The following is a 22,744-nucleotide window of genomic DNA, read 5'->3' on the forward strand; positions in this document are numbered from 1 at the left end:
TCCCTGTTTCAGCAGGAGCCGGCTTTAGTTTCAGCGGGTGAAGGTTTGCAGACCCACCTGCCATGCTCAGCAACTATTTGACTCATTACAAAGCAATCAAAAATATGAATTTCCATACACAGTTATGCAGACAGTTTATGCGTATCTCTTTTTTACTTATTTCCATATCAATAACCATAGGCCTGGTATCGGTGCGGGCCACTGAGTTAGCAGCACAGGGCGTGAATACCCGGGTGGATATCAGCTTCGGCAACGAGGACCTTTCTTCGGTTATCAAAAAACTGGAGCAAAAGGCCAATGTGGTATTTGCCTATGACGACGTATTTTTAAAACTCGCCAGCAAATATACTGACGCAGCGGATTATAAAAATGAAAGCCTGAAAAACATCCTTATGGCCTTGTTCAAAGGGCAGGAGATCGGTTTTAAAGAACAGGCCGGTAATATCATCCTCTACAGGCAACTCGCGGGGCGGATAAGCGGGAGGGTCACGGATGAAAACGGTGAGCCCATGCCAGGCGCCTCGGTCAGTATCGTAGGCACCTCGTACGGTATGATAACCGATCTCGATGGCAAATATAACCTCAGTCTGCCAGAGGGCATTTACACGGTAGCCGTTACGTTTGTAGGCTATAACCGGGTGGAATCTACCAATGTTAAAGTTACCGGCAACCAGGCCACGGTGTTAAATATCCGTCTGATGGCGGATAATCAGCTTAAAGAGGTGACCGTAAGTTATGGTAAACAACGCGCCCGCGAAATTACAGGTTCAATAGCACAGCTTAATGCCGCGCCATTGCAGGATATGCCGGTAATACAGTTTGCGCAACAGCTGGAGGGTAAGGTAGCCGGTGTATCGGTTGTGCAAAGCAGCGGTCAGCCGGGTAGAGGAATAGATTTCCGTATTCGTGGTGCTGCATCTTTTTTTACAGATAACCAGCCTCTTTTTGTAATTGATGGGATGCCTATAACCGGTAGTATCAACAATATTAATCCTGATGAAATTGAGAGTTTTAGTATCCTGAAAGATGCGTCTGCCACGGCTTTGTACGGTTCAAGGGCATCTAACGGGGTAGTACTTATCACTACCCGACACGCTAAACCGGGAGGGGGGACTTCAGTGGAGTTTAATGCTAACTATGGCGTGCAGGCAATTCCCGGTAACCGGGTTCCGAAAGTGATGAATGCCGAGCAGTTTGCCGAATTTATGAAAGAGCGGGCACAGGATGGTTTGTTATATGAAAAAAATTATACCATTGCCAATGATTATAAGGCCGCTTACCTCGATGTCGACCCTTCAAGCTATGGTACCGGAACCAACTGGTATAAACTGCTTACGCGTACCGCGCCTATTCAGAATTACGATGTAACGATACAGTCGGCAACCGAAAAATCATCTTCTACTGCCATAGTAAGTTACCAGGATCAGCAAGGTGTTTTAATTAACACGGGGACACGTTTATTTTCTGCACGTTTCAATAAAGATCTGTCTGTAGCCAATGGCAAACTAAAAGTAGGGGTTAATTTGGCACCAAGCTACCGTTTGGATCATAATAACCGGTTAACAACAGATGGTGTGGGCGGCTTATTTGAGCGCATCTTCGAAGCCAGCCCGCTGATTTCTCCTTTCAATACCGATGGATCTTATCAGCGCAATGTGAGTTCACCAGGTATGGTAGCCTATGTTAATCCATTGGCCCAGTTTAATCTTACTAATGACAATTACAAAACTACACGCATACTTGGAAATGCTTACCTCAATTATGAGGTTATAAAAGATCTGCTTTTAAAAGTAAACGTAGGCGTTGATAAAGGTGGCGAAACACGTAACTATTACCAGTCGGGTATTGTAACTTCTACAGCCAATAACCCAACGGGTACCAGCAGTTCGGTCGATAATGGTTCATATACAGCAGAGGGCTATCTGAACTATACTAAAACTTTTCATCAGGATCATCATTTCGAAATATTAGGTGGATATTCTGTTCAAAGGTATTCATCAACTTCAAATACGCTAACCGGCCTGGGGTTCCCGAACGATGATATTCCGTACCTGACTGCGGCCACCAGCGTAACCGGTAATAGCTCCTACACAGCTTATTCATTATTATCGGTTATCGGGCGTATTAACTATAATTATAAAGGCAAGTATCTGTTGCAGGGAGCATTCCGTAACGACGGGTCTTCCCGCTTTGGTGCAAATTCCAAGTACGGTAATTTTCCTTCTGTATCGGCTGGTTGGGTAGCAAGTGACGAGAAATTTATGGAACGTTTAAAAGTCGTTGACCTGTTTAAAATTCGCGCCAGTTATGGGGTAACAGGTAATAACTTCTTTTCTAATAATTATGTAGCGCAATCTACTACTTCAAATTACTATTACAATTACAATAATACCATTACTCAGGGTACTACGCTTAGTAATTTGGGTAATCCTAATTTGCAATGGGAGCGGAGTTTACAACTTGATTTAGGGTTTGATCTGAGTTTGTTGAAAAATCGTATCAGTTTGACTTATGATTATTATCACAAAATTTCTGACCATCTGATACAAGCAAGGCCATTACCAACTTCATCGGGTTATACAACAGTTTATGATAACGTAGGTAAGCTGGCGTTCTGGGGGCATGAGATTACCATCAACACGGTTAATATTAATAGGCGCGATTTTAAATGGAACAGCTCTTTCAATATTTCATTTGATCGTAACATGATCAAGAGTCTGGTATCGCCAGGGTATATCCGCCGCAATAACACGGTATCATCCGATTACTTCAGGCAACAGGTTGGCCATCATTTGGGTGAGTTTTACGGCTTTGTTTTTGAAGGCTTGTATAAAGACGCGGCCGATCTGGCCAACTCTCCAAAATACCTTGCTACAGCTACTTCGCCTAATGGTTCATCAGATATAGGAACTATTAAGGTTAAGGACATTAATGGCGACGGCGTGATTGATGACGTGAACGACCGTACCTTTATCGGCGACCCTACGCCAACGTTTACTGGCGGTTTCACCAACAACTTTGTTTACAAGAGGTTCGACCTTAATATACATACGTCATTTTCAGTAGGAGGGCAAATCCTGAATGCAGCAAAATGGGCTTATCAAACCAATATGGATGGTTCGCGCGTGCCGCTGGCTGCCGCGCTTGATCACTGGCGTTCTGTTGATAACCCGGGTTCGGGTATTTATCCGCGCACTAAAACAGGTACCACAGCAATAGGCCGTGAAGTAAATACACAATGGATTGAGAATGGCTCGTACTTTGCCATCAAAAATATTTCGCTGGGTTATACCATACCGTTTAAAAATAATATTGCCTTTAAATCGCTTCGTGTTTATGCCTCGGTGCAGCAGGCTTTTGTATTTACCGGTTACTCGGGCATGAACCCTGAAATTAACTTGAGCGGGCAGGACCCAACCCAGGGTATTGGTGTTGATGAAAATGCCTATCCAATCCCGAGGACTTTCTCATTAGGTATTTCAGCTTCAATAAAATAATCAAACTGCAAAACTTTAAAAAGAGCACAATGAAAAAAACATATATTTTAATGGGGCTATTACTACTAACAGCTGCTTCATGTAAAAAAAGCTTTATTGATTTAGCACCCCAATCATCATACAGCGATCAAAATTATTATAAAACCGATGCACAGTTTGGACAGGCGGTTACAGCTGCTTATGCAGGCCTGCGCGATGTAGTAACAACAGATTACCTGTTTTCTGAAATGCGCTCAGATAACACCATTTATCAATCGTTTTTAAATAACCGGGGTACAGCATATACAGATCGTGAAAAACTTTCTGATTTTATGGATGCCTCAACCGATAGTTATACCGCTACCGAATGGCAAAACGCCTATCTGGTAATATCCAGGGCAAATATTGTGATCTCGAGGCTTAAAACGGCATCGGGTATTGCCGATGCTTCTGTGAAAAGTTATGACGGGCAAAGTAAATTTCTGCGTGCGCTGATGTACTTTAAACTGGTGAGGCTGTTTGGCGGCGTTCCGCTTTTTGTTAAGGAAGTGACTACGCCCGATGACGCATTCCTGCCGCGCTCGTCTTCCGATGATGTGTACAAGCAGATCATTGCCGATGCCACCGATGCCTTGAACGAACTGGCGCCACCGGCAAAGTTTCCGCAAACAGGGATTGCTACCAAAGGTTCGGCAGCCGTGCTGCTGGCCGATGTGTATGTAACGTTAAAACGCTGGGCTGATGCAGAAGCGCAACTAAACACTTTAGCGGCCATGGGCTACGGTTTGAACACCAATTATGCCGACGCTTTTTTACCTGCCAATAAAAACAACAAAGAGTCGCTGTTTGAAGTACAGTTTTTGGATGGAACGCTTACCGGCGCCACACCCAATCCATTGTGCTTTCATTTCCTGCCCCGAAGTAAAAATACATCGTTAATTACTACGCTGGCTATTGACAATACGACTACCGGTGGCTGGAATACACCAACACAGGACCTGATCAGTAATTATGAAACCGGCGACAAGCGCCTTGATGCCTCTATTGGTATTGCCGAGGGTGCATATGATGGCAGTAGCTATTTTACTTATTCGGCTGTAAAGAGCATTGTAAATTACAGCGGGCCCCCAAGTGGAAAAACAGCAGTGCCTTATATCAAAAAATATGAGCACACACCAGCCGCCATAACCGGCTCTGCCGATGATTTTCCGATCTACCGTTATTCAGAGGCTTTACTATTACTGGCCGAAGCCCAAAACGAGCAGGGTAAATCACCGCTGTTGGCTTTAAATACGGTTAGGGCCCGCGCAGGCCTGGCGCCGGTTGCCGGTGCTGATCAGACAACGTTGCGCAATACTATTTTGCATGAACGCCGTGTTGAGCTGGCATTCGAAAACAAGCGCTGGCATGATCTGGTGCGCACTGGTAACGCAGTTAATGTAATGAATGCTTTTGGTGTTAAGCTAAAAACCCAGATCAGCTACATCTCGCCTGATTCATACATTGTTAATAGTAATAAACTGTTATATCCTTTACCTGAGGCTGAAATAGGCTTGAATACATTGCTTACACAAAATCCCGGTTATTGATCTAATATTTTTTACATCCCCTCGTGCACATAAGGCAGGAGGGGATACTATTTAATCTTTAAACAAAAATATGATGTTGAATTACAGAAAAACATTCGCAGCCGGGGTTTGCCTTGGCCTGTTGTTACTGAATTATAATGCGCAAGCCAAAAATAGTTTACCCCTAACGGATACGGTTTTAAATACTCCCGGCCCCGATGCGGTGGTTAAATCCGGTGATTTTTCCATTGCGGTATTGCCTGATACACAATATTACCTGGCCCAGGCCCAGCTTGGCGGAACCTTTGATATGTTCAAAGCGCAGATAGAATGGATAAAAAAGAACCAGGTTAAAGAGAACATCGCTTATGTAGCGCACATGGGCGATATTACCGAGCATGGCGATAACCCGGCTACAGCAAGGAGCGAATGGTACCTGGCCAAAACCGCGCTTTACGGCCTGGAAAACCCGGTAAGTATTCCTTACGGCCTGGCTGTTGGTAACCATGATCAGTTCCCGTCGCAATACCCGGTTAAGGGCACCACCAACGGGTATAATCAATATTTTGGGGTAAAACATTTTGAAGGCCGTTCTTACTATGGTGGTCATTACGGTAATAATAACGATAGCCACTATGATCTGTTTACCGTTGGCGACGTTGATTTCATTGTGTTGTTTCTGGAGTTTGATGCCTTTAATGAAGACCAGGCAGGTATGTACGGCTGGGCCAACCAGATCTTAGCCAAATATGCAACCCGCAAGGCAATTGTGGTGAGCCATTCCATTTTGCATTTTAACCCGGTAACCGGTTCCAATACGCCACAAGCTCCTTTTAACGCCCAGGGCAAAGCCATTTATGAAAGCTTGAAAGGCAATCCAAACCTGTTTATGATGCTTTGCGGTCACGTAGGTGATAATGGCGAGGGTTATCGTACAGAAACCTTTAACGGACATACGATTATGACTTTCCTTAACGATTATCAAAGCCGGCCAAACGGTGGCAATGGTTTGATGCGCCTGTATAAATTTTCCGTTAAGAATAATGAGTTATCGGTCAAAACATTTTCGCCTTATGCCAATACAACCGAAACCGATGCCGATAGCCAGTTCACCGTTCCATTGTTTGATAAACCTATAAAGTAAAGTCCAACTAATAATAAATGTAAAACTCTTCTGTCGAAATATATCAACCTATCATGAAAAACAACAACACAAATTTTATCAAAGCAACAGCCTGTTTTTTAGGTGGCCTGCTATTTTTTTCCAGTTGCCAAAAATCACAGCTTGGTGAGTCAAAAACAGTAAATAACGGCAAGCTGCCGGCTGTTAACGAAGTGTCGGCGTCAGCAATAAGTCCCGAGTTCAGGGTTTTGTCCTTCAACATAAGACATAATGATCCTTCCGACGCACAATCTATTACGGAGCGCCAGGGCAATATCCGTCAGATCATTGTTGATAATAACCCCGATATTTTCGGGATGCAGGAATTTTCGGATAATTCATTCGAAAATTGGTTTATGCCGCAGATGGCAACCCTGGGTTATGGGGTATATTTTGACGAATCGGCAGGTATGGGTACACCGAAAGTTATTTTTTATAAAACCAACCGCTTTACGCTGCAAAGCAGCGGTACGGTTGTGCTTGGGCCAACCAATACCGGTACCTGGGCTAAATTATTGGATAATTCTACAGGTCTCAGGTACTTTGTAAGTAACAGCCACTGGCAATTTGATTCGCAGCCGGTGAGGTTGCAAAACTCACAGGCACTGGTAGCAGCCGTTAAGCAGTACAATACCGAAAACCTGCCCGAAATTGTTTTTGGCGACTTTAATGCAAAACCGGGTACCGAAGAGATCAATAACCTGAAGGATGGGCTGGATCTGGTGGATGCTCTTGGTGATACCGATGGCGACCTCACCTTTCACGGCTGGACAGCTACCGGCACCGGTAAGATAGATTGGATCATGAGTGACCGGAGTATGTCCTTCACCTCATGGAAAGTAATCACCACCAGCTATAATGGTTTCTGGCCTTCAGATCACTGGCCGGTGATGGCAAACTTTGTGCCTGGCATTTTTGGCGGTGCACACGCCGATGCCAACGGGAAAAGCGCAAACGCGAATACCAGCTTCTATTTTGCCGATATCAACGGGGACGGTAAAGCAGATAAAGTATACTGGAACGCTACCTACGATAGTGGTCGCCCACAAATATTCCTTTCCAATGGCGATGGTACCTTCGTGGCAACGGCGGTTGTGCATACAGCAGGTGCTTCTACATCAACTACCACACGTTATTATTATGCCGATGTGAATGGCGATGGCAAGGCCGATGAGATACTCTGGGATCCAACCTTAAACTCCGGCCATACGCGTGTTTATTTGGCTACCACCAATGGTAATTTCAGCTCGACAGTGATCGACAACCCGGAAGGTACCAGCGCTGGAACTACCACTATCTATAATTTTGCTGATGTAAACGGTGATGGCAAGGCAGATAAGATCTATTGGAATGGCACTTTTGATTCAGGCCATACCCGTGTTTATTTGGCTACTTCAAATGGTAATTTCAGCGGTACAGTGGTATCAGGCGCCGAAGGGGCAAGTACTACAGGTGGTTCTGCATTTTATTATGCCGATGTGAACGGCGACGGAAAGGCAGATAAGATCCTTTGGCAGCCAACATTTAACTCCGGTAAACCATCGGTTTTCCTGTCAGATGGTGATGGTACCTTTACTGCTTCAACTTCATTTACAGATGCCGGTGCTTCAAGTGCTTCGGCTGCAACCGTATTTTATTTTACCGATGTAAATGGCGATGGCCGCGCCGATAAGATCTACTGGAACCCTGGTAATTATTTAGGTAAGCTCAAGATTTATTATGCTACCACTGCTAATACATTTGATGGCCCGTATTATTCATTGCGAGGTACTTCACAAAGCGGAGATACCGATTTCTTTTTTGCTGATATCAATGGTGACGGAAAGAATGACCAGATCAGATGGAACTACGCTGAAAATAGCGGCGAATTAAGAAATTATTTAGCCAAATAGAGCTTCGGGTGATACAGGGCTTTGATCGTATAAAGAATTACACGATAAGATAAGAAGACCACTCAAAAAATATAAAACCAACTATCCGGAGAGGGATAGTTGGTTTTAACCAGAGATCGCTAACAAATAATCCAAATTTGTTTTCGGGCTGGTTAAATAATGTAAATTATAATAGGACTTCCCCGCCAAACGTATCTGCTGACTTTGGCGGATCCCTTGCAGCTCAATAGTGTGTAAACTGGAGTAATCATCGGTAGGTATTAACGATTGATAAGCATATTCGGAAATAAGGAAATCATTGTTCAGCTCCTTTGTTTTAGCTTGAAGTCTGGCAGCGATATTCACCGGCAGGCCCATTACTGACAATTGCGGCGTGTTGTCTAGCCCAAATTCGCCCACAAATACTTTACCTGCGTGTAGGCCGACCCCAATTTCTAATGGCCCACCATCATAAGGCTCCGTGTAAGCATCGTTAAACATCCTGACGGTTTGAAACATCATTTTGGCGGCCTGGTAAGCATTGTTTACGGATTCCTTCAACTCGGTTTGCAAGCCAAACACCGCGTACAAACTGTCACCGGCAACCTCAACTACTTTACCCTCGAATTTCTTTATGATCTGGTTAAAGGTGGTGAATAAGCGGCGAACCACCTGGATAACTGTTTCCTCCGGTTGCGATTCCATCAGACCAGTAAAATTGCGAATATCCAGGAACAAGATAGCGAGCTCCTGCTCTTTGTTGGGCGCAGCAGGTGTTGGGTTCGGTATGATGTAGTTATTTTCCATATTGATATAGACGATTAACCTGGTAAAACATTTTAAACAAGACGATTAATCATTGCTGTAAAACTAAACCCGGGAAAGGCCTATGACAAGCCCAAACTGGTTAAGCCTTTGAGATGATCGGTAAGGACGGGTATTTAGCCGGTAAAAAAGAATTGGCGTTACTGGTGTAGCCGTTTTTAGGTTTGACTATATTTATCTTCCAGTCTGTATAAAATATCAACCAATTTATCCGGACGCTCTTTCATCACATTGTGCCCGCAATGTATTGTTTCGACATGCCAATCAGGAGAGTTTTTTAAGTTCTCATATTGTTTGACAAAGGGAGACTGTTCCCAACCACTGAGATAAATGAATGTGCGGTTAAGAATTCGTTCATAATTTCCATTCAAGTTTAAGCTTTGCATGAATGTTGCCAGCGGGTGCGGTCTTCTTCGATCGTCTAAACCCGGCCGGTCTGCTACAGTGAAACCATTATTGCCAGCTCCGGCTACAAAACGTTGTCGGTATACTTCACTCGTCAAGCTCCAACAGGAATCCCCATCTTTGGGAATGTAGGCATCAATGTAAACAAGTGCATGTATCCTTTCCGGAATTTTATCTGCAACACCTGTGATAACCAGGCCGGCATAGCTATGACCGCATAAGATCACATCCGTGAGGTTTTCTTTTAAGAAGACATCTATGATGAACTGGATATGTGTATCTAAATTTATGATCCTGTTTGATATCGCAGATTGTATTTCAAGACCTGGCAATGTTAATGAAATACACTTTTTTCCTAACTGTTTCAGACTTGCAGTTATCGGGTCATAAGCCCAGCTACCATGCCATCCGCCCGGAATAAACACATAAGTTTTTTCATTTAGCTTTTGTATCTCGTTCATTTTTTTTATTAATTGATGACGAGACAAAGATGATCGCTAATAGCTCAAACAACATATAAGGTAACTTAAGAAATACCGTTAAGATAGATTAAGGGTAACTCTTATTTTTTGAGGAGATCTTTACGGACTTTACTCAAGAACTCAGGAGTAATCCCTAAGTATGAGGCAATTTGTGTGTTTGGAAGCCTTGATAGCAAGTGTGGGTATTGCTTAATGAAAGCGAGGTAGCGCTCTTCGGCTGTCGAACTGATCGCCTGTAAAACCCTGTTTTCTGTTTCAACTAAACGGTTTTCTACAATAACCCTGAAATTTCTGTCGAATTTAGGATTATTATCATACAAATAATAAAGATCAGGCTTGGAGATCTGAAATATAACCGATGGCTCGATGGCTTCAATATAAACACGGCTTGGCTTTTCGAAGTAAAAGCTAACGATCTCCATAAGCCAGTCGCCCTCGGCAGCAAACTGTAGATTATGTTCAGTACCCTTATCATCCACCTGGAATTTTTTGAAACAACCTTCAGCCACAAAGGTATAATGCTTGCAAACATCATTTTCCTGTAATATGAACTGCCTCCGCTTAATCTTTCGCTGGATAACCCGCCCCGCCAGATCGTGCTTTTCCGCTGAATTAAGTGGCAGATAATTATCGAAATTTGAAAATAGTTTGTCTATAATCACAGGTTTTTATGCAATATTTTTGTGGGTCAATATAGTGAAAAATTAAGGCCTTAAACCGAGTGAATGTGTTTGCGAATTGGATCACAGCATTTTATTGGCATAAAAAAAGGAAACAACCACAAAGTGGTGTTTCCTTAAGTAGCGGGGAGCAGGATCGAACTGCCGACCTTAGGGTTATGAATCCTACGCTCTAACCATCTGAGCTACCCCGCCTTTTTGTGTATCTTGCTCTTTTATAATGGTTTTATAAAAGAGTGGCCCTTAATAAATCAATGGCCTTCCTTAAAAAGGTTTGCAAATATAGCAGAAATTCGTTTTCTTTAGAAAAAATGTTAACATTTACAGCTTTTAGAGCTTACAAGTATAAACCCCAATGTCCGAAAAAAAGAAATTTACCATTGAATATGAGATAAAATCGTCTCCACGTATACTGTTTTCCTTTCTGAGTGAGCCCAATGGATTAGCGCAATGGTTTGCCGACGACGTGAACATCAAGGATCAGGTTTATACATTTACCTGGGATGGCGACGCGCAAAAAGCAAAGCTACTTACTGTAAAAGAAAACAAGCTGGTTAGATTTAAATGGGTAGACGACGATCCGCAATTTTATTTTGAAATGGAAATTCTACAGGATGAGTTAACCAATGATGTTGCCCTCAGTGTTACCGATTTCGCAACAGAAGATGCCATTGCCGAGCGCAAATTGATATGGGATAACCAGATCGAATACCTCATCAGCGTATTGGGTGCTTAAAGAAACTTAATTTTAGCTAATTTTGTATTGTGAAATGCTATTTGTGCGTTAATGAAAATTAACAGGCATTTGCTGCGTTATATCCTGTTGTACAAATTGCGTTAATGAAAAAGATACATCTTTTACTCCTTAAATCGTTTATAAGACCGTTTGTAAGTACGCTTTTCATTGTGATGTTTGTTTTGTTGATGTTGTTTTTGTTCAAATACATCGACGATCTGATAGGTAAAGGTTTTGCCTGGTATACGATTCTTGAGTTGATGTTGTACAACTCGGCCACCAATGTGTCTATGGCACTCCCTTTATCGGTACTGTTGTCAACCATTATGACCTACGGCTCGCTTGGCGAAAATTACGAACTGGTGGCTATTAAGGCAGCAGGTATATCCCTTCGCCGGGCCATGTACCCCATGATAGTGGTGGTTACCATTCTGAGTGTGGCCGCCTTCTTCTTTTCAGACTATATGTTGCCCGTGGCCAACCTGAAGTATTTCTCATTACTGTATGATGCCCGTAAACAAAAATCGGCAGATCTGTTGCCCCAAATGGTTTTCAGCAATAGCTTTACAGGTTATACCATCCGTGTAAAAAGTAAAGATCCTGATGGGCAAAGGTTATATGGTATCATGATATACCAAAAAAGTGCCGATAACAATAATACAACTGTTACTATAGCCCGTGAGGGGACTATGTTCCGGACCATGGGCGATAAATTTCTGGTGCTGAAATTAAAAGATGGTGTGCGGTATGAAGAATCGGCTCCTGATAATGCTACTTATAATTTCAGGCAGCGCCTTTCGCGCTTTCGCTTTAAGGAAACCGAACAAAAGTTTAGTTTAGACGGCCTTAAATTGACACGTACTAATGAAAATGAATTTAAGTCAGCATCGCAAATGATGAACTTAAAACAGCTGCGGTCTTATGTAGATTCTGTACAACACCAGGTTGATGGTAGTATTGCACAGAATTATAAGCTTATTACACCCTATATGAAATTTTTTAACATGCCGGCAAAACCCGCAGTTAAATATATAGCGGCCGATAAAGCAGGGGTGCTGAAAAGTATGAAACTGGCCGATCAGGTGGTAGCCCTTTCAAGCGCGTCCTCAGAGGTTCGTTCTATAAAAGATATATTAAAGAATCGTACCGATCGTTACAATGATGACACCCTCAACATCCGGCGTTATGCATCGGAAGTACAAAAAAAATTCACACTTTCGGCGGCATGCCTGGCCTTATTCCTCATTGGTGCCCCCCTGGGTGCTATTATCCGTAAAGGAGGATTAGGACTGCCGGTAGTAATTTCTGTGATTTTTTTCCTGATATACTATATTATTTCTACCATAGGCGAAAAATCAGTTAGGGCAGGTAGTGTTTCTATCGTTTTTGGTATGTGGGTAGCTATTATCATACTCACACCCATCGGACTTTTCCTGTCATATAAAGCCGCTACCGACTCGGTGATATTTGATATGGAGTCATATAAAAGATTTTTTAATAAATTAATTAAGCGCAAAAGCAACTAATTAGCCCTAATTTACCGTAATCATTTATAGTAAGCCTAATCCCCTGTTGCCGAAAGGGATTTTACACAGTACCGACTTGAAACATTTTTATATATCATAAATTTGTTTAATTTTTAAAATACTTTGTGGCTTATTTTATTCAAGCCCTATCAAATACTCATATAATGCTAAATACGATACAAGAAGCAATTGAAGATATAAAAGCCGGGAAAATGATCATCGTTGTTGATGACGAAGACCGGGAAAATGAAGGCGATTTTTTAACAGCGGCTCGTAATGCCACACCCGAAGCCATTAATTTTATGGTGCGCTACGGAAGGGGCCTGGTATGTGCACCTATTACACAACAACGTGCCCGCGAACTGGAGTTGGAGCCTATGGTAAGCCATAACACTACCTCTCATGAAACCAACTTTACGGTTTCTGTTGATCTGTTGGGACATGGCTGTACAACAGGTATCTCCGCATCAGACAGGTCAAAAACCTCTATGGCATTAATTGATCCGGCTACAAAACCCGAGGATCTGGGCAGACCCGGGCACATTTTCCCGCTAATTGCCAAAGATGGTGGCGTATTGCGTAGAACCGGACATACCGAAGCTGCTATTGACCTGGCTGTTTTGGCTGGGTTTGAACCTGCTGGTGTAATATGCGAGATCATGAAGGAAGATGGCGATATGGCTCGCCTGCCTGATCTGTTGGTAATGGCAAAGGAGTTCAATCTGAAGATCGTATCTATAAAAGACCTCATAGCATACCGCTTAAATGCCGAAACCTTAGTTAGAAAAGAGGTATCAGTAAAAATGCCAACTGAATGGGGGGATTTTGAAATGATAGGCTATACCCAATTAGATACAGGTGAAAATCATTTGGCCCTTATCAAAGGCAGTTGGGAGCCGGATGAGCCGGTTTTGGTACGAGTACACAGCTCATGTGTTACCGGCGATATTTTTGGTTCCTGCCGGTGTGATTGCGGCCCGCAGTTACATAAAGCCATGGAGATGATCAGTAACGAAGGTAAGGGTGTTGTGGTATACATGAACCAGGAGGGACGGGGTATTGGGCTCATCAACAAGTTAAAAGCGTATCATCTGCAGGAAAATGGCCTGGATACAGTAGAGGCCAACATTAAGTTAGGCTTTAAAATGGATCAGCGCGATTATGGTATTGGCGCGCAGATATTGCGTAGTCTGGGTATTTCTAAAATGCGTTTGATGACCAACAACCCAAAGAAACGTGCTGGTTTGATAGGTTATGGCTTGGAGGTTGTGGAGAATGTACCTATCGAAATAGCGTCAAACCCACATAACGAATCATATTTACGTACTAAAAGAGATAAGATGGATCACGCTATTATGCGCGACCATTAATTCTCATCATCTGGTTTAGTAGCAGGTGTTCCGCCTGTTGTAGTAGTAGGAACCGCCGGTGTTGATGTTGCGGGGGTTCTGTCGCGCCTGCTGCGCCTGAATATGTTTCTGATGAACTCTCCAAAGGTGTCAAAATCGCGGTTGTACACTAAGCCGATACCATTTACGTATTGAAACTCGAGGTTATTTAATGGATTAAGGGTGGTATTGTTTAGTAACCGGTAAGAATATCTTGCTGTCAGATTTCCATCTTTTCTGATCTGGTATAATGCTTCAAAGTCTTTGGTTAAACTACTGAAATTTTGATTGAAGAGACTGGCATTACTGTTGAACAGGTCATTTGAGCCATTATTGGTAAATAAGCTGCCATTGAATGAAAGCCTGCTATTAAAAAACCTTAAAGAAGCACTGGCTTCACCGAACGACCTGATATTTAAATCAAAATCAAAGTTTTTGATATGCGATTGTGATATAAGGCTATTGAGTTTGTTGAAAGCAAATTCACTCACCATCTGGCCAGCTGTCCCAAAAATCAAATTGTTGTTGTTGTTTGCTGTGAAACTGCGACGGACAATGATACTGATCGCCTGCTGATTGCGGTTATTGTTATCAGCAAGATAGGTAGCCAAATCGTCCTTTACCGATGGGTCGGTAGGGAAGTTGAAGTCAAAATCAATATTTGGTTGTAACAACGATTTGGTCAGTATCAACTGTGCCTGTACCAGTGTTTGCTGGGATGAGGTAGGCGTTTGCAAGCCCGCGGCCGCGTACAACGGGGCTTTACTGGTACGCACCTCATAAAGGGCTTTCAGGTTTATTTCGGCATTTGAAGGGTTGCCCGTCCACCTGATGGTTCCGCCCTGGTTTACCGTAAAGTTTTTACTGATAAAGTTTTTAGCCGTAAACTCAAACTTACCTGTCGATATCAGAAAGTCGCCGTACATTTCAAAATCACCCAGGCTGTTTATGTTCAGCTTTAAGTTATTTGCCACCCCACTGCCTTCGAGCACGCCGTAATCGGTGGTTATTTTAACTATGGTTTTTTCGTCAGCACTTAAGTCAAAATTTAATGTTACACCATTAAAGGCGCGTGTTTTATTTGCAACTTTAGCAGTATCCTTATGACCCACAAATCTGATAAAATCATATTCGCTGGCTGTTGATGAGGTGTTGAGGGGGATATTGAAAACTGTACCAGCCTCGGTATTGGCTTTGATATCGATCTTCATATTATCAACCGGGCCTTTAAAGCTAAATGTACCGCTACCAAATGCGGTTCCATAATAAAGGTGATTGTCCTTAAATGTAGTGTTTAAAGCCATCAGGTTACGCGCTAATACAGATACCTCGATATCGGGGTTTGACAGATTATTCAGATCAACCGTCCCGTTAGCTGTGCCCGTACCCCCACGTATATCCTTCAATACCATGTTGTTTAAATTGATGACACTGTTGTTCACACTTAGTTTGTTATTAACAGTATAGGCAGTTTTAAGATAATTAACCGTAACGCCGGTGTTTTCAAGTGTTAACGTGCCATTAAACTGTGGATTTGATGGTTTTCCAGAAAGTTTCAGATCGGTAGAAATGTGCCCTTTTACATTAGAAACCAGATCCTTGATAAAAGGGGTAAAGATGATGGCCTCGGTTTGGTTCATTTTAACATCAAAGTCCAAATTATCGTCAGTATTCTGTCCAAAGTAATAAGTGCCACCAATATTCATGGTCTCGAGTCCGCGGTTAAGGATATTTAGCTTCATATCAGCCTGTTTACGGTCATTACCCAAGGTTGATACCAGCTTTAGATCGCCGATCAATGTTCTGTTCATGGTTAGCGAGTCGATATTCAGATGCGCGTCAACTCCTGGCGATTTGATAATGGATGTAAAATTAACATCGCCGTTCAGGTAGCCTCTCAGGTATATACCCGATGTTCGGGTTAGCTGATTGAGCGTCCGCATATTGAATTTTTCGAACGAGAGTTTCAATTCGTCGGCGGGGTTTTCGGATATAAAGCCGTTAATACGTACCTTTTGGGGGCCATTGGATAGCTCAAAACCTGATACCTGGGTTTTGCCATCCAATAAACGAATGCGTACCTGCTCCTGGATATGCCATTTTTGTTTTTCCAGGATAACATCAGAAGGCAGTAGTTTTAGTTTGGCTGTAGTATCGCGCCCAAACTCAACCAGGCCGTAAAGGTCGAGCTGGTTGACCGCGTTTTTATCAGACAGTTTAACGTTGAAGTTAAGGCTGTCGTTTTTCAGGAAATTGGTAATGTTGATGTCTTTAATAAACAGACTATCAGTCAAGTCAACCTTTCTTAACGATAAGTTGAGGCCCAGCATATCTTCAGAGGTATTTTCATCGATGATGAAATCGTGAAATACAATTTTGCCATATTTAAATGTTTTAATATAGCCAGATAGGGTAGCTGTTTTCTTTTCCGAATCAAATTGTCCCATTAAGGTGCCCTGATCGGGTATTTTCAGGTCGGGTACGAATATAGCGGTAAGAGGGTCTGTATTTTTAAGCGTAAGGTTAAACGCAAACTGCTCGGGTTTTGGCGTAACAATGGTTGTTTTTAACGAAGGAATATACTTTTTGGCAATGGTTTTAAAATACGAAGGTAGGGTTGCCAAATCAAAAGTACCCTTGATGCTACCATCAGCAAAATCAGACCGCAGATCTATCTCCCGATTGTTTCCTCTCCCTGTAGATGATAAGTATAAAGAATCAACTACATAATTATTACGCGGATCAACAACTCTGGCCGGCGAAAGTAAAATATTACCTTCAATATTAGCCAGGCTATTACCCGAGAATTTGGTTTTTAGCTGAGTACTTATCGTTATGGTATCCGTGATGAGCTTAAGCTTGTTCAGGTTGGCATCTTTAATGCTGGCCACCAGATCATAGGCTGGTAATGCAGGGTTTAAATTTACACTGCCCTTCAGGTCAAGCTTAACATTTTTATCATTGATGGTGATATGCCCATTAGCCAGCTTTTTAATGAACGATCCGTTTACAGTAAGGTTGTTATAAGTATAGTTGTTATAGCTTATGTTATTAATGTGGGCGTCAACCTTTTCAGTCAGGTTTTTTAGCTCATCACCGCTGCCTTGTATATCGGCATTAAAGGTAGTTCGGCCAAGTGATTTTTCATCAAGCAGGGTACCCAGGTCAAAGTTGAAAGCATTTAGTTTTCCGCTATAACTGGGGATGTTTTTTTTATCGATTTTGAGGTTAATATCTGAATCAAACCTACCTAGCCCGGTTTTAAAAATACCATAGGCAACAAAATCATTCTGCAAGCCACTAAACCTGCCGGTAAAATTGATATTGCCAAATTTACCTATGATGGCCGGCGCCTGCATGGTAGCATTGCCCGAAAAATGACTAAGCAGGTAATCCAGGTCTTTTTTATTAGAGGCAACCTGCTCAAACTTCAGATCAAGGAAAGTATTATCCCAGTCGGGTAAGCCGCGTAAATTAAAATCACCCTTGATAAAGGTAGCCTGGCCTCCGCTAATGGTAACATTTTTGGCCTTCAGGTTATTTACCAATCCTTTAACGCGCCCTTCGATACCCAGGTCAAATGTGGTTTTACCCATGCCGCTGGTGAAATAGGCAATATCCGTTGATGATATCCGCGATGATTTAAAGTCGGCATCCATGTTCACCCGGTTCTCGAAATTGTCAAAATCATCAAATGATTTAAACCTCATTCGGAAATAATCTTTCAGATCAGAGTGTTTGGTTTGAATAGAAAGGTGCTGCAATAAGATCTGGTTGGTATCAATAGTAGTGTGAGCGGTAAAGTTCTTTACGTAAAAACCACTTTTTTCCTGTAATGTAAGGTGTTGGACATTGCCTTTAAACAGATGGTTTTTGATATCCATGCCGGTTACCACTGTGCTAAAATGACTTACATCAATATCATCAAAATTCACCTTGTTCTCTACGGTATCAATCAACTGGTTCTTGTACCGGAAATGAAAATTATTGATGGTTATTTTATCAAAATTAAGCGTCCATGGTTTGCTTGGAGCTTTTTTAGTGGTATCGCCAGAACTAAAATAATCGATAATAAATTTGAGGTTGGTAGTACTGTCTTTTTGTTTTTTGAGATAAAAGGAACCGTTATCCAGTTCGATGGATTCAAAATTGATGGTACGCTGTTTGAGGCTATAGAGGAGCGAAAAACCTTCGATATCTACAGCCAGTTTTGGGGTATTTAACAGGGTATCCCGTTTTTTATCAAGCACATATAAACCCTCCAATACTACAGAAGTAAAGGGCCTGATGTACAGGCTCTTGATGCTAACTGTAGTATGCAGTTCGCCCGAAAGGTAACCCGCGACTTTTTTAGCGGCCCAGGTTTGTACAGGTTTATATTGAAACGCCAGTAAAAGTATGCTCAGTGTCAATAAAATGAACAACACTATCCCTAACGCTATATTGAGTACTTTTTTAATAACTTTGTCTTTTTAATAATTGATTTACTGAATTATTGATTTATTGAATAACTAAAACCATGTTACAATTAAAAAGGGTGATAGTTTGCTAAATCTTAATAAATCGCTAATTCATTAATTCAACAATTCAATAATTAATATTGTGCCTGTAATTTTAGGAATCGAATCTTCATGTGATGAAACCTCTGCATCTGTTTGTGTTGATGGAGAGATACTGAGCAATGTAATTGCCAATCAAACCATTCACGAAGCGTACGGAGGCGTTGTCCCCGAGCTTGCCTCAAGGGTTCATCAGCAAAATATTGTTCCTGCTGTACAACAAGCATTATTGAACGCAAAAGTAAACAAAAATGATATTGATGCAGTAGCTTTTACGCGCGGACCGGGACTTTTAGGCTCACTTTTAGTAGGTGTATCATTTGCCAAGGCATTTGCGCTGGCTAAAAGCCTGCCACTTATTGATATAAATCATATGCAGGCCCATATACTGGCCCATTTTATTGGCGATCATAAACCTTCATTTCCGTTTTTGTGTCTTACTGTTTCAGGCGGCCATACGCAGATAGTTTTGGTTAAGGACTATTTCGATATGCAGGTGATAGGTCAAACGCTGGATGATGCCGCCGGCGAAGCGATGGATAAAACCAGTAAGATATTGGGTTTGCCTTATCCGGGTGGTCCGTTGATTGACAAGTATGCACGCCAGGGTAATCCCGATGCCTACAAATTTCCCGAACCGCAGATTCCCGGCCTGGATTTTAGCTTTAGCGGACTGAAAACATCTATTTTGTATTTTATCCGGGATAATGTGGCTAAAAACCCGGATTTCATCAGTCAGAACCTGCCTGATATTTGCGCGTCGGTTGAAAAACGTATCGCTACTATATTGCTTAATAAACTGCAAAAAGCAGCGCAAACCCATGGCATAAAACAAATTGCTTTGGCCGGTGGTGTATCGGCAAATACAGGTTTGCGCCTGGGACTGCAAGAACTTTGTGCTAAAAACGGCTGGGAAAGCTTTATACCAAAAATGGAGTATTGTACCGATAACGCGGCCATGATAGCCATTGCCGGTTACTATAAATATTTAAAAGGCGAATTTGCCGGACAGGAGATCGCTCCATTAGCAAGAATGCCATTTTAATTTTGAACTATTGAACTGGAACTTATGAATATTCCTTCACTTATTTTCTGGGCGGTTTTTGTACTGCCATTGGTTGCTTTTTTAATATGGCTGATGCGTCAGGACAAAAAGAAAGGTGTTACCGGGCTTATTGTATTAGCCATTATTGTAGTTGGCGGCATAGTTTATATGTACGTTAAAACGGGTGGGCAGTAAGCAGCCGATTTTTGGATTCCTGGACTTTTAGGATTAAGAGATTGGATTGCTATGATACCCGAAAATAACTGGAAGTACAAATCGCTTTTCAATCTGGAGAAAACCCATCCGGATAATCCGGGTGAAGTACCAACAAGACTGGTTGCCCGTTGTGCTGAATTGATAAAAATCCCGCTCAATGAATATTCTATTGAGGATTTGAGATTGATGATAGGGCAGGGGTTGGGTTTGCCTTACTTGATACCTCTCGCCATTGAAAAACTTACTAAGGATCTATTTGCTGAGGGTGATATGTATGAAGGTGATCTGCTGGCTAATGTTCTGCGGGTATCATCATTTTTTTGGAAACAGAATCCTGGGTTATGGAAGAAAATGGATGAACTTATTGCTGAAAGAAGGGGCGTAATAACAGATATGAATATTTCAATGACAGAATTTGACAGACAGTAAATAAAATAAGAATATAATAAAAAAGCTCCTGTAAATTCAGGAGCTTTTTTTATTATAAATACTATGAGTTACCTCGCTGCCCGGAATATTTTACGATCACCGGCTGTATTAAAGCCCATGATATAGTAATAGGTATTGGTAAATTCAATGCCACCTAAAGTGTAGCCTGCAGGCATAGGATAGCTTTTGAAATCCACCCCATCATTGTTGGATAGGTTAAAGGTTTGGCTGCCATAAGCGACGGTTGCGCTATCAGCTTTAATCACGTTGCAGGCTTCTGTGCCCACCTGAGTCCAGGAGTCGCCTTTATTAGTTGATCTGTAAAGGTGCTGACTGCCTTCGGTTTGAGCAGCCCCTTTATAGCTAAACGCACAAAATACGCTATAGCTGGCCGCAGCCAGAAAATCCTTATAGCCCAAGTTATAATAATAAATGCCGGTATAACCTTTAGTAGCTTCCCAGGTAGCACCATTATCTGCCGAGCGATAAAATAATTTTTCTTCTTTAGATGTGTAGTTTTTACTGGTATCTACTGCAAAAAAATTGTTGCTGCTGTAACTGTCAGTAATGGCTGTTGTGTAGTTGAGCGAAGCGCCGGGCACACTGATATTGGTGCGGGTCCAGTTGTTGCCGCCGTTGGTTGACCGGTAAAGTCTGTTACCGCTTACCACTGCAACGTAATTGTTGGTAATTGTAATACCTGTAAAGCCCGTATCAGGCGCGGTAGTTTCGGGCGTAAGCTTAGTCCAGTAAATACCATTGGTTGATTTGGCAATACCAAGGTTAGTGGAGATATAGTAAGCGCTTTTATAGGCTTTTAAAATATTGATGGTCAGTTTTTTTGATTTGTTAAAGGGCAGGTTAGATGCTACATCTGAGTATGTTTTTCCGTCTGCGCTGTAATACAGAAAGCTGGCATTGTTGCCTCCGGTAATGAGCAACGTTGAGCCCATATGTATCATTTGATTGATCTTTTGTAACCGTGGAATGGACGTCAGGCTTTCCCAGTTCAGCGTGGGGTGGGGTGCATCAATCAGGTAGGTGCTTACTGAGGCCGATTTAATACTCTTAATGCTGATGGTAAGGCGCACAAAGGCCCCGGCTTTTAAACCCGCCGGAACTTTCACGGTAACCTGAGTGGTGGTTGCTGTTACAATAGTTCCTATGGCATTATCGAAGTTAACCACAATATCGGCCGGGTTGCTGCTAAAATTAATGCCGGTTATGGTTACTATATCCCCCGCTCTGCCTTCGGTAGGTTTAACGTCGGTGAGGTTTGGCAGAGCAACATAAGTAAATACAGGGCCGTTAACGGTTTCGCTGTTTTTTACCTTGAGACTGATGTTGCCGGTAGTGCCTGTTAAAGGTACAAGCACCCTAAGCCGCGTCGGGGTAGCTGTTTTTACCGCGGCATCCACACCGTTAAATTTAACTATGTTGTCAGTTAAAACCGAACTATAATTAACCCCGGTTATGGTAACTGTATCATTGTATTTGCCTTGCTGCGGACTGATACTTTCAATAGTAGGTTTAGCAGAAACAGGGGTAGGGTCAACTATCTGCGTTTTGGGTTTGGTATTATTAGCGAAGTTGGCCGCAGTATAAGAACCATTTGACACAAAATCCTTGCCTGCCGCATCTTTAAATACGATATTCCAACTTACCGTAGCTGTATTGGCATTGATGGTAACCGTAATGCTGCCCGAATTGGCGAAATAGATATTACCACCATTAATATACTGTACATAGGTTTGTACAGGTGGAGCTGTGGCTGTCGTGGCGTTTACTTTTAGCGTTGGATTGCCTGGGTTTAAAGAGGTGCCGGCCTTTTTACTAAGGTTAACCGAGCCGCTTTTAAGGTCACTAATGAAGAATACCAGCTTGCTGCCGCCGGCATCCAGGTTGGCGGTGGTTTGCAGGGCTTTTACATTGTCGCCATCTGCAGTGTAATAGGTGGAGGTAAAATCTGTAGCCGCCAGGTTATAGTCGGTGCCATTGATTTTTGTGGTTAGGGCCGGTTTCGGTTTGTCGGGTGTTACATCAGGATCTTTCTGGCTTTTTGAACAAGAAAAAAAAGTGATGATAAGCAGCATAAAGCCTGCTGCTTTAAAAGTGTTTTGTAATGGTATAATCATATTCAATTAGGGGGTATATGCAATAAAGTTCAAGGCGGGGCAAAGGTAACGGAAATACACACCGTTTTAAATACTATTTGAACTTAACTATAAGGCAATCAGGATGAAATCCGCCGGTCTTTAAATAGCGAGCGTATGGGCTTATTATCAATAAAGCGGGAAACGTATTATCTATGTCTCCCGCTCAAACAAATTAGCTCACTTAATCGACGGTTAAAAGCGTTCCTTCTAATAATGGACC

The 22,744-nt window shown here is 42.3% G+C and carries 15 protein-coding genes and 1 tRNA gene; 10 read left to right on the plus strand and 6 right to left on the minus strand.

All coding sequences use genetic code 11. The features are described from left to right. Positions 1 to 104: 104 nt before the first annotated feature. From AC57BQ_RS27560 to AC57BQ_RS27575, 4 genes are all read left to right on the plus strand, one after another. Complete coding sequence (locus AC57BQ_RS27560) at positions 105 to 3,497, plus strand: SusC/RagA family TonB-linked outer membrane protein (RefSeq protein ID WP_496409295.1); 3,393 nt, start codon at positions 105 to 107, stop codon at positions 3,495 to 3,497. Positions 3,498 to 3,526: 29 nt separating this feature from the next. Then, on the plus strand, positions 3,527 to 5,065 hold the full coding sequence (locus AC57BQ_RS27565) for a RagB/SusD family nutrient uptake outer membrane protein (protein WP_496409296.1): 1,539 nt from the start codon (positions 3,527 to 3,529) through the stop codon (positions 5,063 to 5,065). 70 nt (positions 5,066 to 5,135) lie between these two features. Next, the gene (locus AC57BQ_RS27570; protein WP_496409297.1) at positions 5,136 to 6,188 is read left to right on the plus strand and encodes a metallophosphoesterase; all 1,053 of its coding nucleotides are present in this window, start codon (positions 5,136 to 5,138) and stop codon (positions 6,186 to 6,188) included. A gap of 53 nt (positions 6,189 to 6,241) precedes the next feature. Beyond that, positions 6,242 to 8,098, plus strand: coding sequence for an FG-GAP-like repeat-containing protein (locus tag AC57BQ_RS27575; protein WP_496409298.1), 1,857 nt, complete (start codon positions 6,242 to 6,244; stop codon positions 8,096 to 8,098). A 105-nt stretch (positions 8,099 to 8,203) separates the two neighbouring features. Here AC57BQ_RS27575 and AC57BQ_RS27580 read toward each other — a convergent pair whose 3' ends face one another. The 4 genes from AC57BQ_RS27580 to AC57BQ_RS27595 form a co-directional block, all read right to left on the minus strand. Next, positions 8,204 to 8,884: an adenylate/guanylate cyclase domain-containing protein gene (locus tag AC57BQ_RS27580; RefSeq protein WP_496409299.1), complete on the minus strand. Its 681-nt coding sequence runs from the start codon at positions 8,882 to 8,884 to the stop codon at positions 8,204 to 8,206. Between the two features lie 176 nt (positions 8,885 to 9,060). Then, positions 9,061 to 9,768: an alpha/beta fold hydrolase gene (locus AC57BQ_RS27585; RefSeq protein WP_496409300.1), complete on the minus strand. Its 708-nt coding sequence runs from the start codon at positions 9,766 to 9,768 to the stop codon at positions 9,061 to 9,063. Between the two features lie 101 nt (positions 9,769 to 9,869). Beyond that, entirely contained in the window at positions 9,870 to 10,451 is a 582-nt protein-coding gene (locus AC57BQ_RS27590; RefSeq protein ID WP_496409301.1) for a Crp/Fnr family transcriptional regulator, read from the minus strand. A gap of 139 nt (positions 10,452 to 10,590) precedes the next feature. Beyond that, positions 10,591 to 10,664 (minus strand) — tRNA-Met (locus AC57BQ_RS27595). 160 nt (positions 10,665 to 10,824) lie between these two features. Between AC57BQ_RS27595 and AC57BQ_RS27600 the strand changes: the two genes are divergently transcribed. The 3 genes from AC57BQ_RS27600 to AC57BQ_RS27610 all read left to right on the plus strand — a co-directional run bounded on the left by AC57BQ_RS27600 (position 10,825) and on the right by AC57BQ_RS27610 (position 14,101). After that, entirely contained in the window at positions 10,825 to 11,205 is a 381-nt protein-coding gene (locus AC57BQ_RS27600; RefSeq protein WP_090471465.1) for an START-like domain-containing protein, read from the plus strand. 104 nt (positions 11,206 to 11,309) lie between these two features. Further along, positions 11,310 to 12,731, plus strand: a complete 1,422-nt coding sequence (locus AC57BQ_RS27605) for an LptF/LptG family permease (RefSeq protein WP_496409302.1) — start codon at positions 11,310 to 11,312, stop codon at positions 12,729 to 12,731. 164 nt (positions 12,732 to 12,895) lie between these two features. Then, positions 12,896 to 14,101 carry a bifunctional 3,4-dihydroxy-2-butanone-4-phosphate synthase/GTP cyclohydrolase II gene (locus AC57BQ_RS27610; protein ID WP_496409303.1) on the plus strand — a complete coding sequence of 402 codons (1,206 nt, stop codon included), beginning with the start codon at positions 12,896 to 12,898 and terminating at the stop codon, positions 14,099 to 14,101. Here AC57BQ_RS27610 and AC57BQ_RS27615 read toward each other — a convergent pair. Then, entirely contained in the window at positions 14,098 to 18,546 is a 4,449-nt protein-coding gene (locus tag AC57BQ_RS27615; protein ID WP_496409304.1) for a translocation/assembly module TamB domain-containing protein, read from the minus strand. The genes AC57BQ_RS27610 and AC57BQ_RS27615 overlap by 4 nt on opposite strands. A 175-nt stretch (positions 18,547 to 18,721) precedes the next feature. Between AC57BQ_RS27615 and tsaD the strand changes: the two genes are divergently transcribed. Genes tsaD through AC57BQ_RS27630 form a run of 3 tightly spaced genes read left to right on the plus strand, consistent with a single transcriptional unit; the run spans position 18,722 to position 20,368 of the window. Next, positions 18,722 to 19,723, plus strand: coding sequence for a tRNA (adenosine(37)-N6)-threonylcarbamoyltransferase complex transferase subunit TsaD (gene tsaD, locus AC57BQ_RS27620; RefSeq protein WP_496409305.1), 1,002 nt, complete (start codon positions 18,722 to 18,724; stop codon positions 19,721 to 19,723). A gap of 24 nt (positions 19,724 to 19,747) precedes the next feature. Further along, entirely contained in the window at positions 19,748 to 19,918 is a 171-nt protein-coding gene (locus AC57BQ_RS27625; RefSeq protein WP_172337557.1) for a hypothetical protein, read from the plus strand. A 51-nt stretch (positions 19,919 to 19,969) separates the two neighbouring features. Beyond that, entirely contained in the window at positions 19,970 to 20,368 is a 399-nt protein-coding gene (locus AC57BQ_RS27630) for a contact-dependent growth inhibition system immunity protein (protein ID WP_496409306.1), read from the plus strand. A gap of 68 nt (positions 20,369 to 20,436) precedes the next feature. On the opposite strand, the gene AC57BQ_RS27635 is transcribed toward AC57BQ_RS27630, so the two are convergent. Further along, the gene (locus tag AC57BQ_RS27635; protein ID WP_496409307.1) at positions 20,437 to 22,503 is read right to left on the minus strand and encodes an IPT/TIG domain-containing protein; all 2,067 of its coding nucleotides are present in this window, start codon (positions 22,501 to 22,503) and stop codon (positions 20,437 to 20,439) included. Between the last annotated feature and the right edge of the window lie 241 nt (positions 22,504 to 22,744).

Source organism: Mucilaginibacter sp. BGA-UO-ETr-C110, from assembly GCF_059567985.1.

What these genes read in the sequence shown, in the direction of transcription:
- AC57BQ_RS27560 (WP_496409295.1), top strand. Translation starts at nt 105, where the DNA reads ATGAATTTCCATACACAGTTATGCAGACAGTTTATGCGTATCTCTTTT.
- AC57BQ_RS27565 (WP_496409296.1), top strand. Translation starts at nt 3,527, where the DNA reads ATGAAAAAAACATATATTTTAATGGGGCTATTACTACTAACAGCTGCT.
- AC57BQ_RS27570 (WP_496409297.1), top strand. Translation starts at nt 5,136, where the DNA reads ATGATGTTGAATTACAGAAAAACATTCGCAGCCGGGGTTTGCCTTGGC.
- AC57BQ_RS27575 (WP_496409298.1), top strand. Translation starts at nt 6,242, where the DNA reads ATGAAAAACAACAACACAAATTTTATCAAAGCAACAGCCTGTTTTTTA.
- AC57BQ_RS27580 (WP_496409299.1), bottom strand. Translation starts at nt 8,884, where the DNA reads ATGGAAAATAACTACATCATACCGAACCCAACACCTGCTGCGCCCAAC.
- AC57BQ_RS27585 (WP_496409300.1), bottom strand. Translation starts at nt 9,768, where the DNA reads ATGAACGAGATACAAAAGCTAAATGAAAAAACTTATGTGTTTATTCCG.
- AC57BQ_RS27600 (WP_090471465.1), top strand. Translation starts at nt 10,825, where the DNA reads ATGTCCGAAAAAAAGAAATTTACCATTGAATATGAGATAAAATCGTCT.
- AC57BQ_RS27605 (WP_496409302.1), top strand. Translation starts at nt 11,310, where the DNA reads ATGAAAAAGATACATCTTTTACTCCTTAAATCGTTTATAAGACCGTTT.
- AC57BQ_RS27610 (WP_496409303.1), top strand. Translation starts at nt 12,896, where the DNA reads ATGCTAAATACGATACAAGAAGCAATTGAAGATATAAAAGCCGGGAAA.
- AC57BQ_RS27625 (WP_172337557.1), top strand. Translation starts at nt 19,748, where the DNA reads ATGAATATTCCTTCACTTATTTTCTGGGCGGTTTTTGTACTGCCATTG.
- AC57BQ_RS27630 (WP_496409306.1), top strand. Translation starts at nt 19,970, where the DNA reads ATGATACCCGAAAATAACTGGAAGTACAAATCGCTTTTCAATCTGGAG.
- AC57BQ_RS27635 (WP_496409307.1), bottom strand. Translation starts at nt 22,503, where the DNA reads ATGATTATACCATTACAAAACACTTTTAAAGCAGCAGGCTTTATGCTG.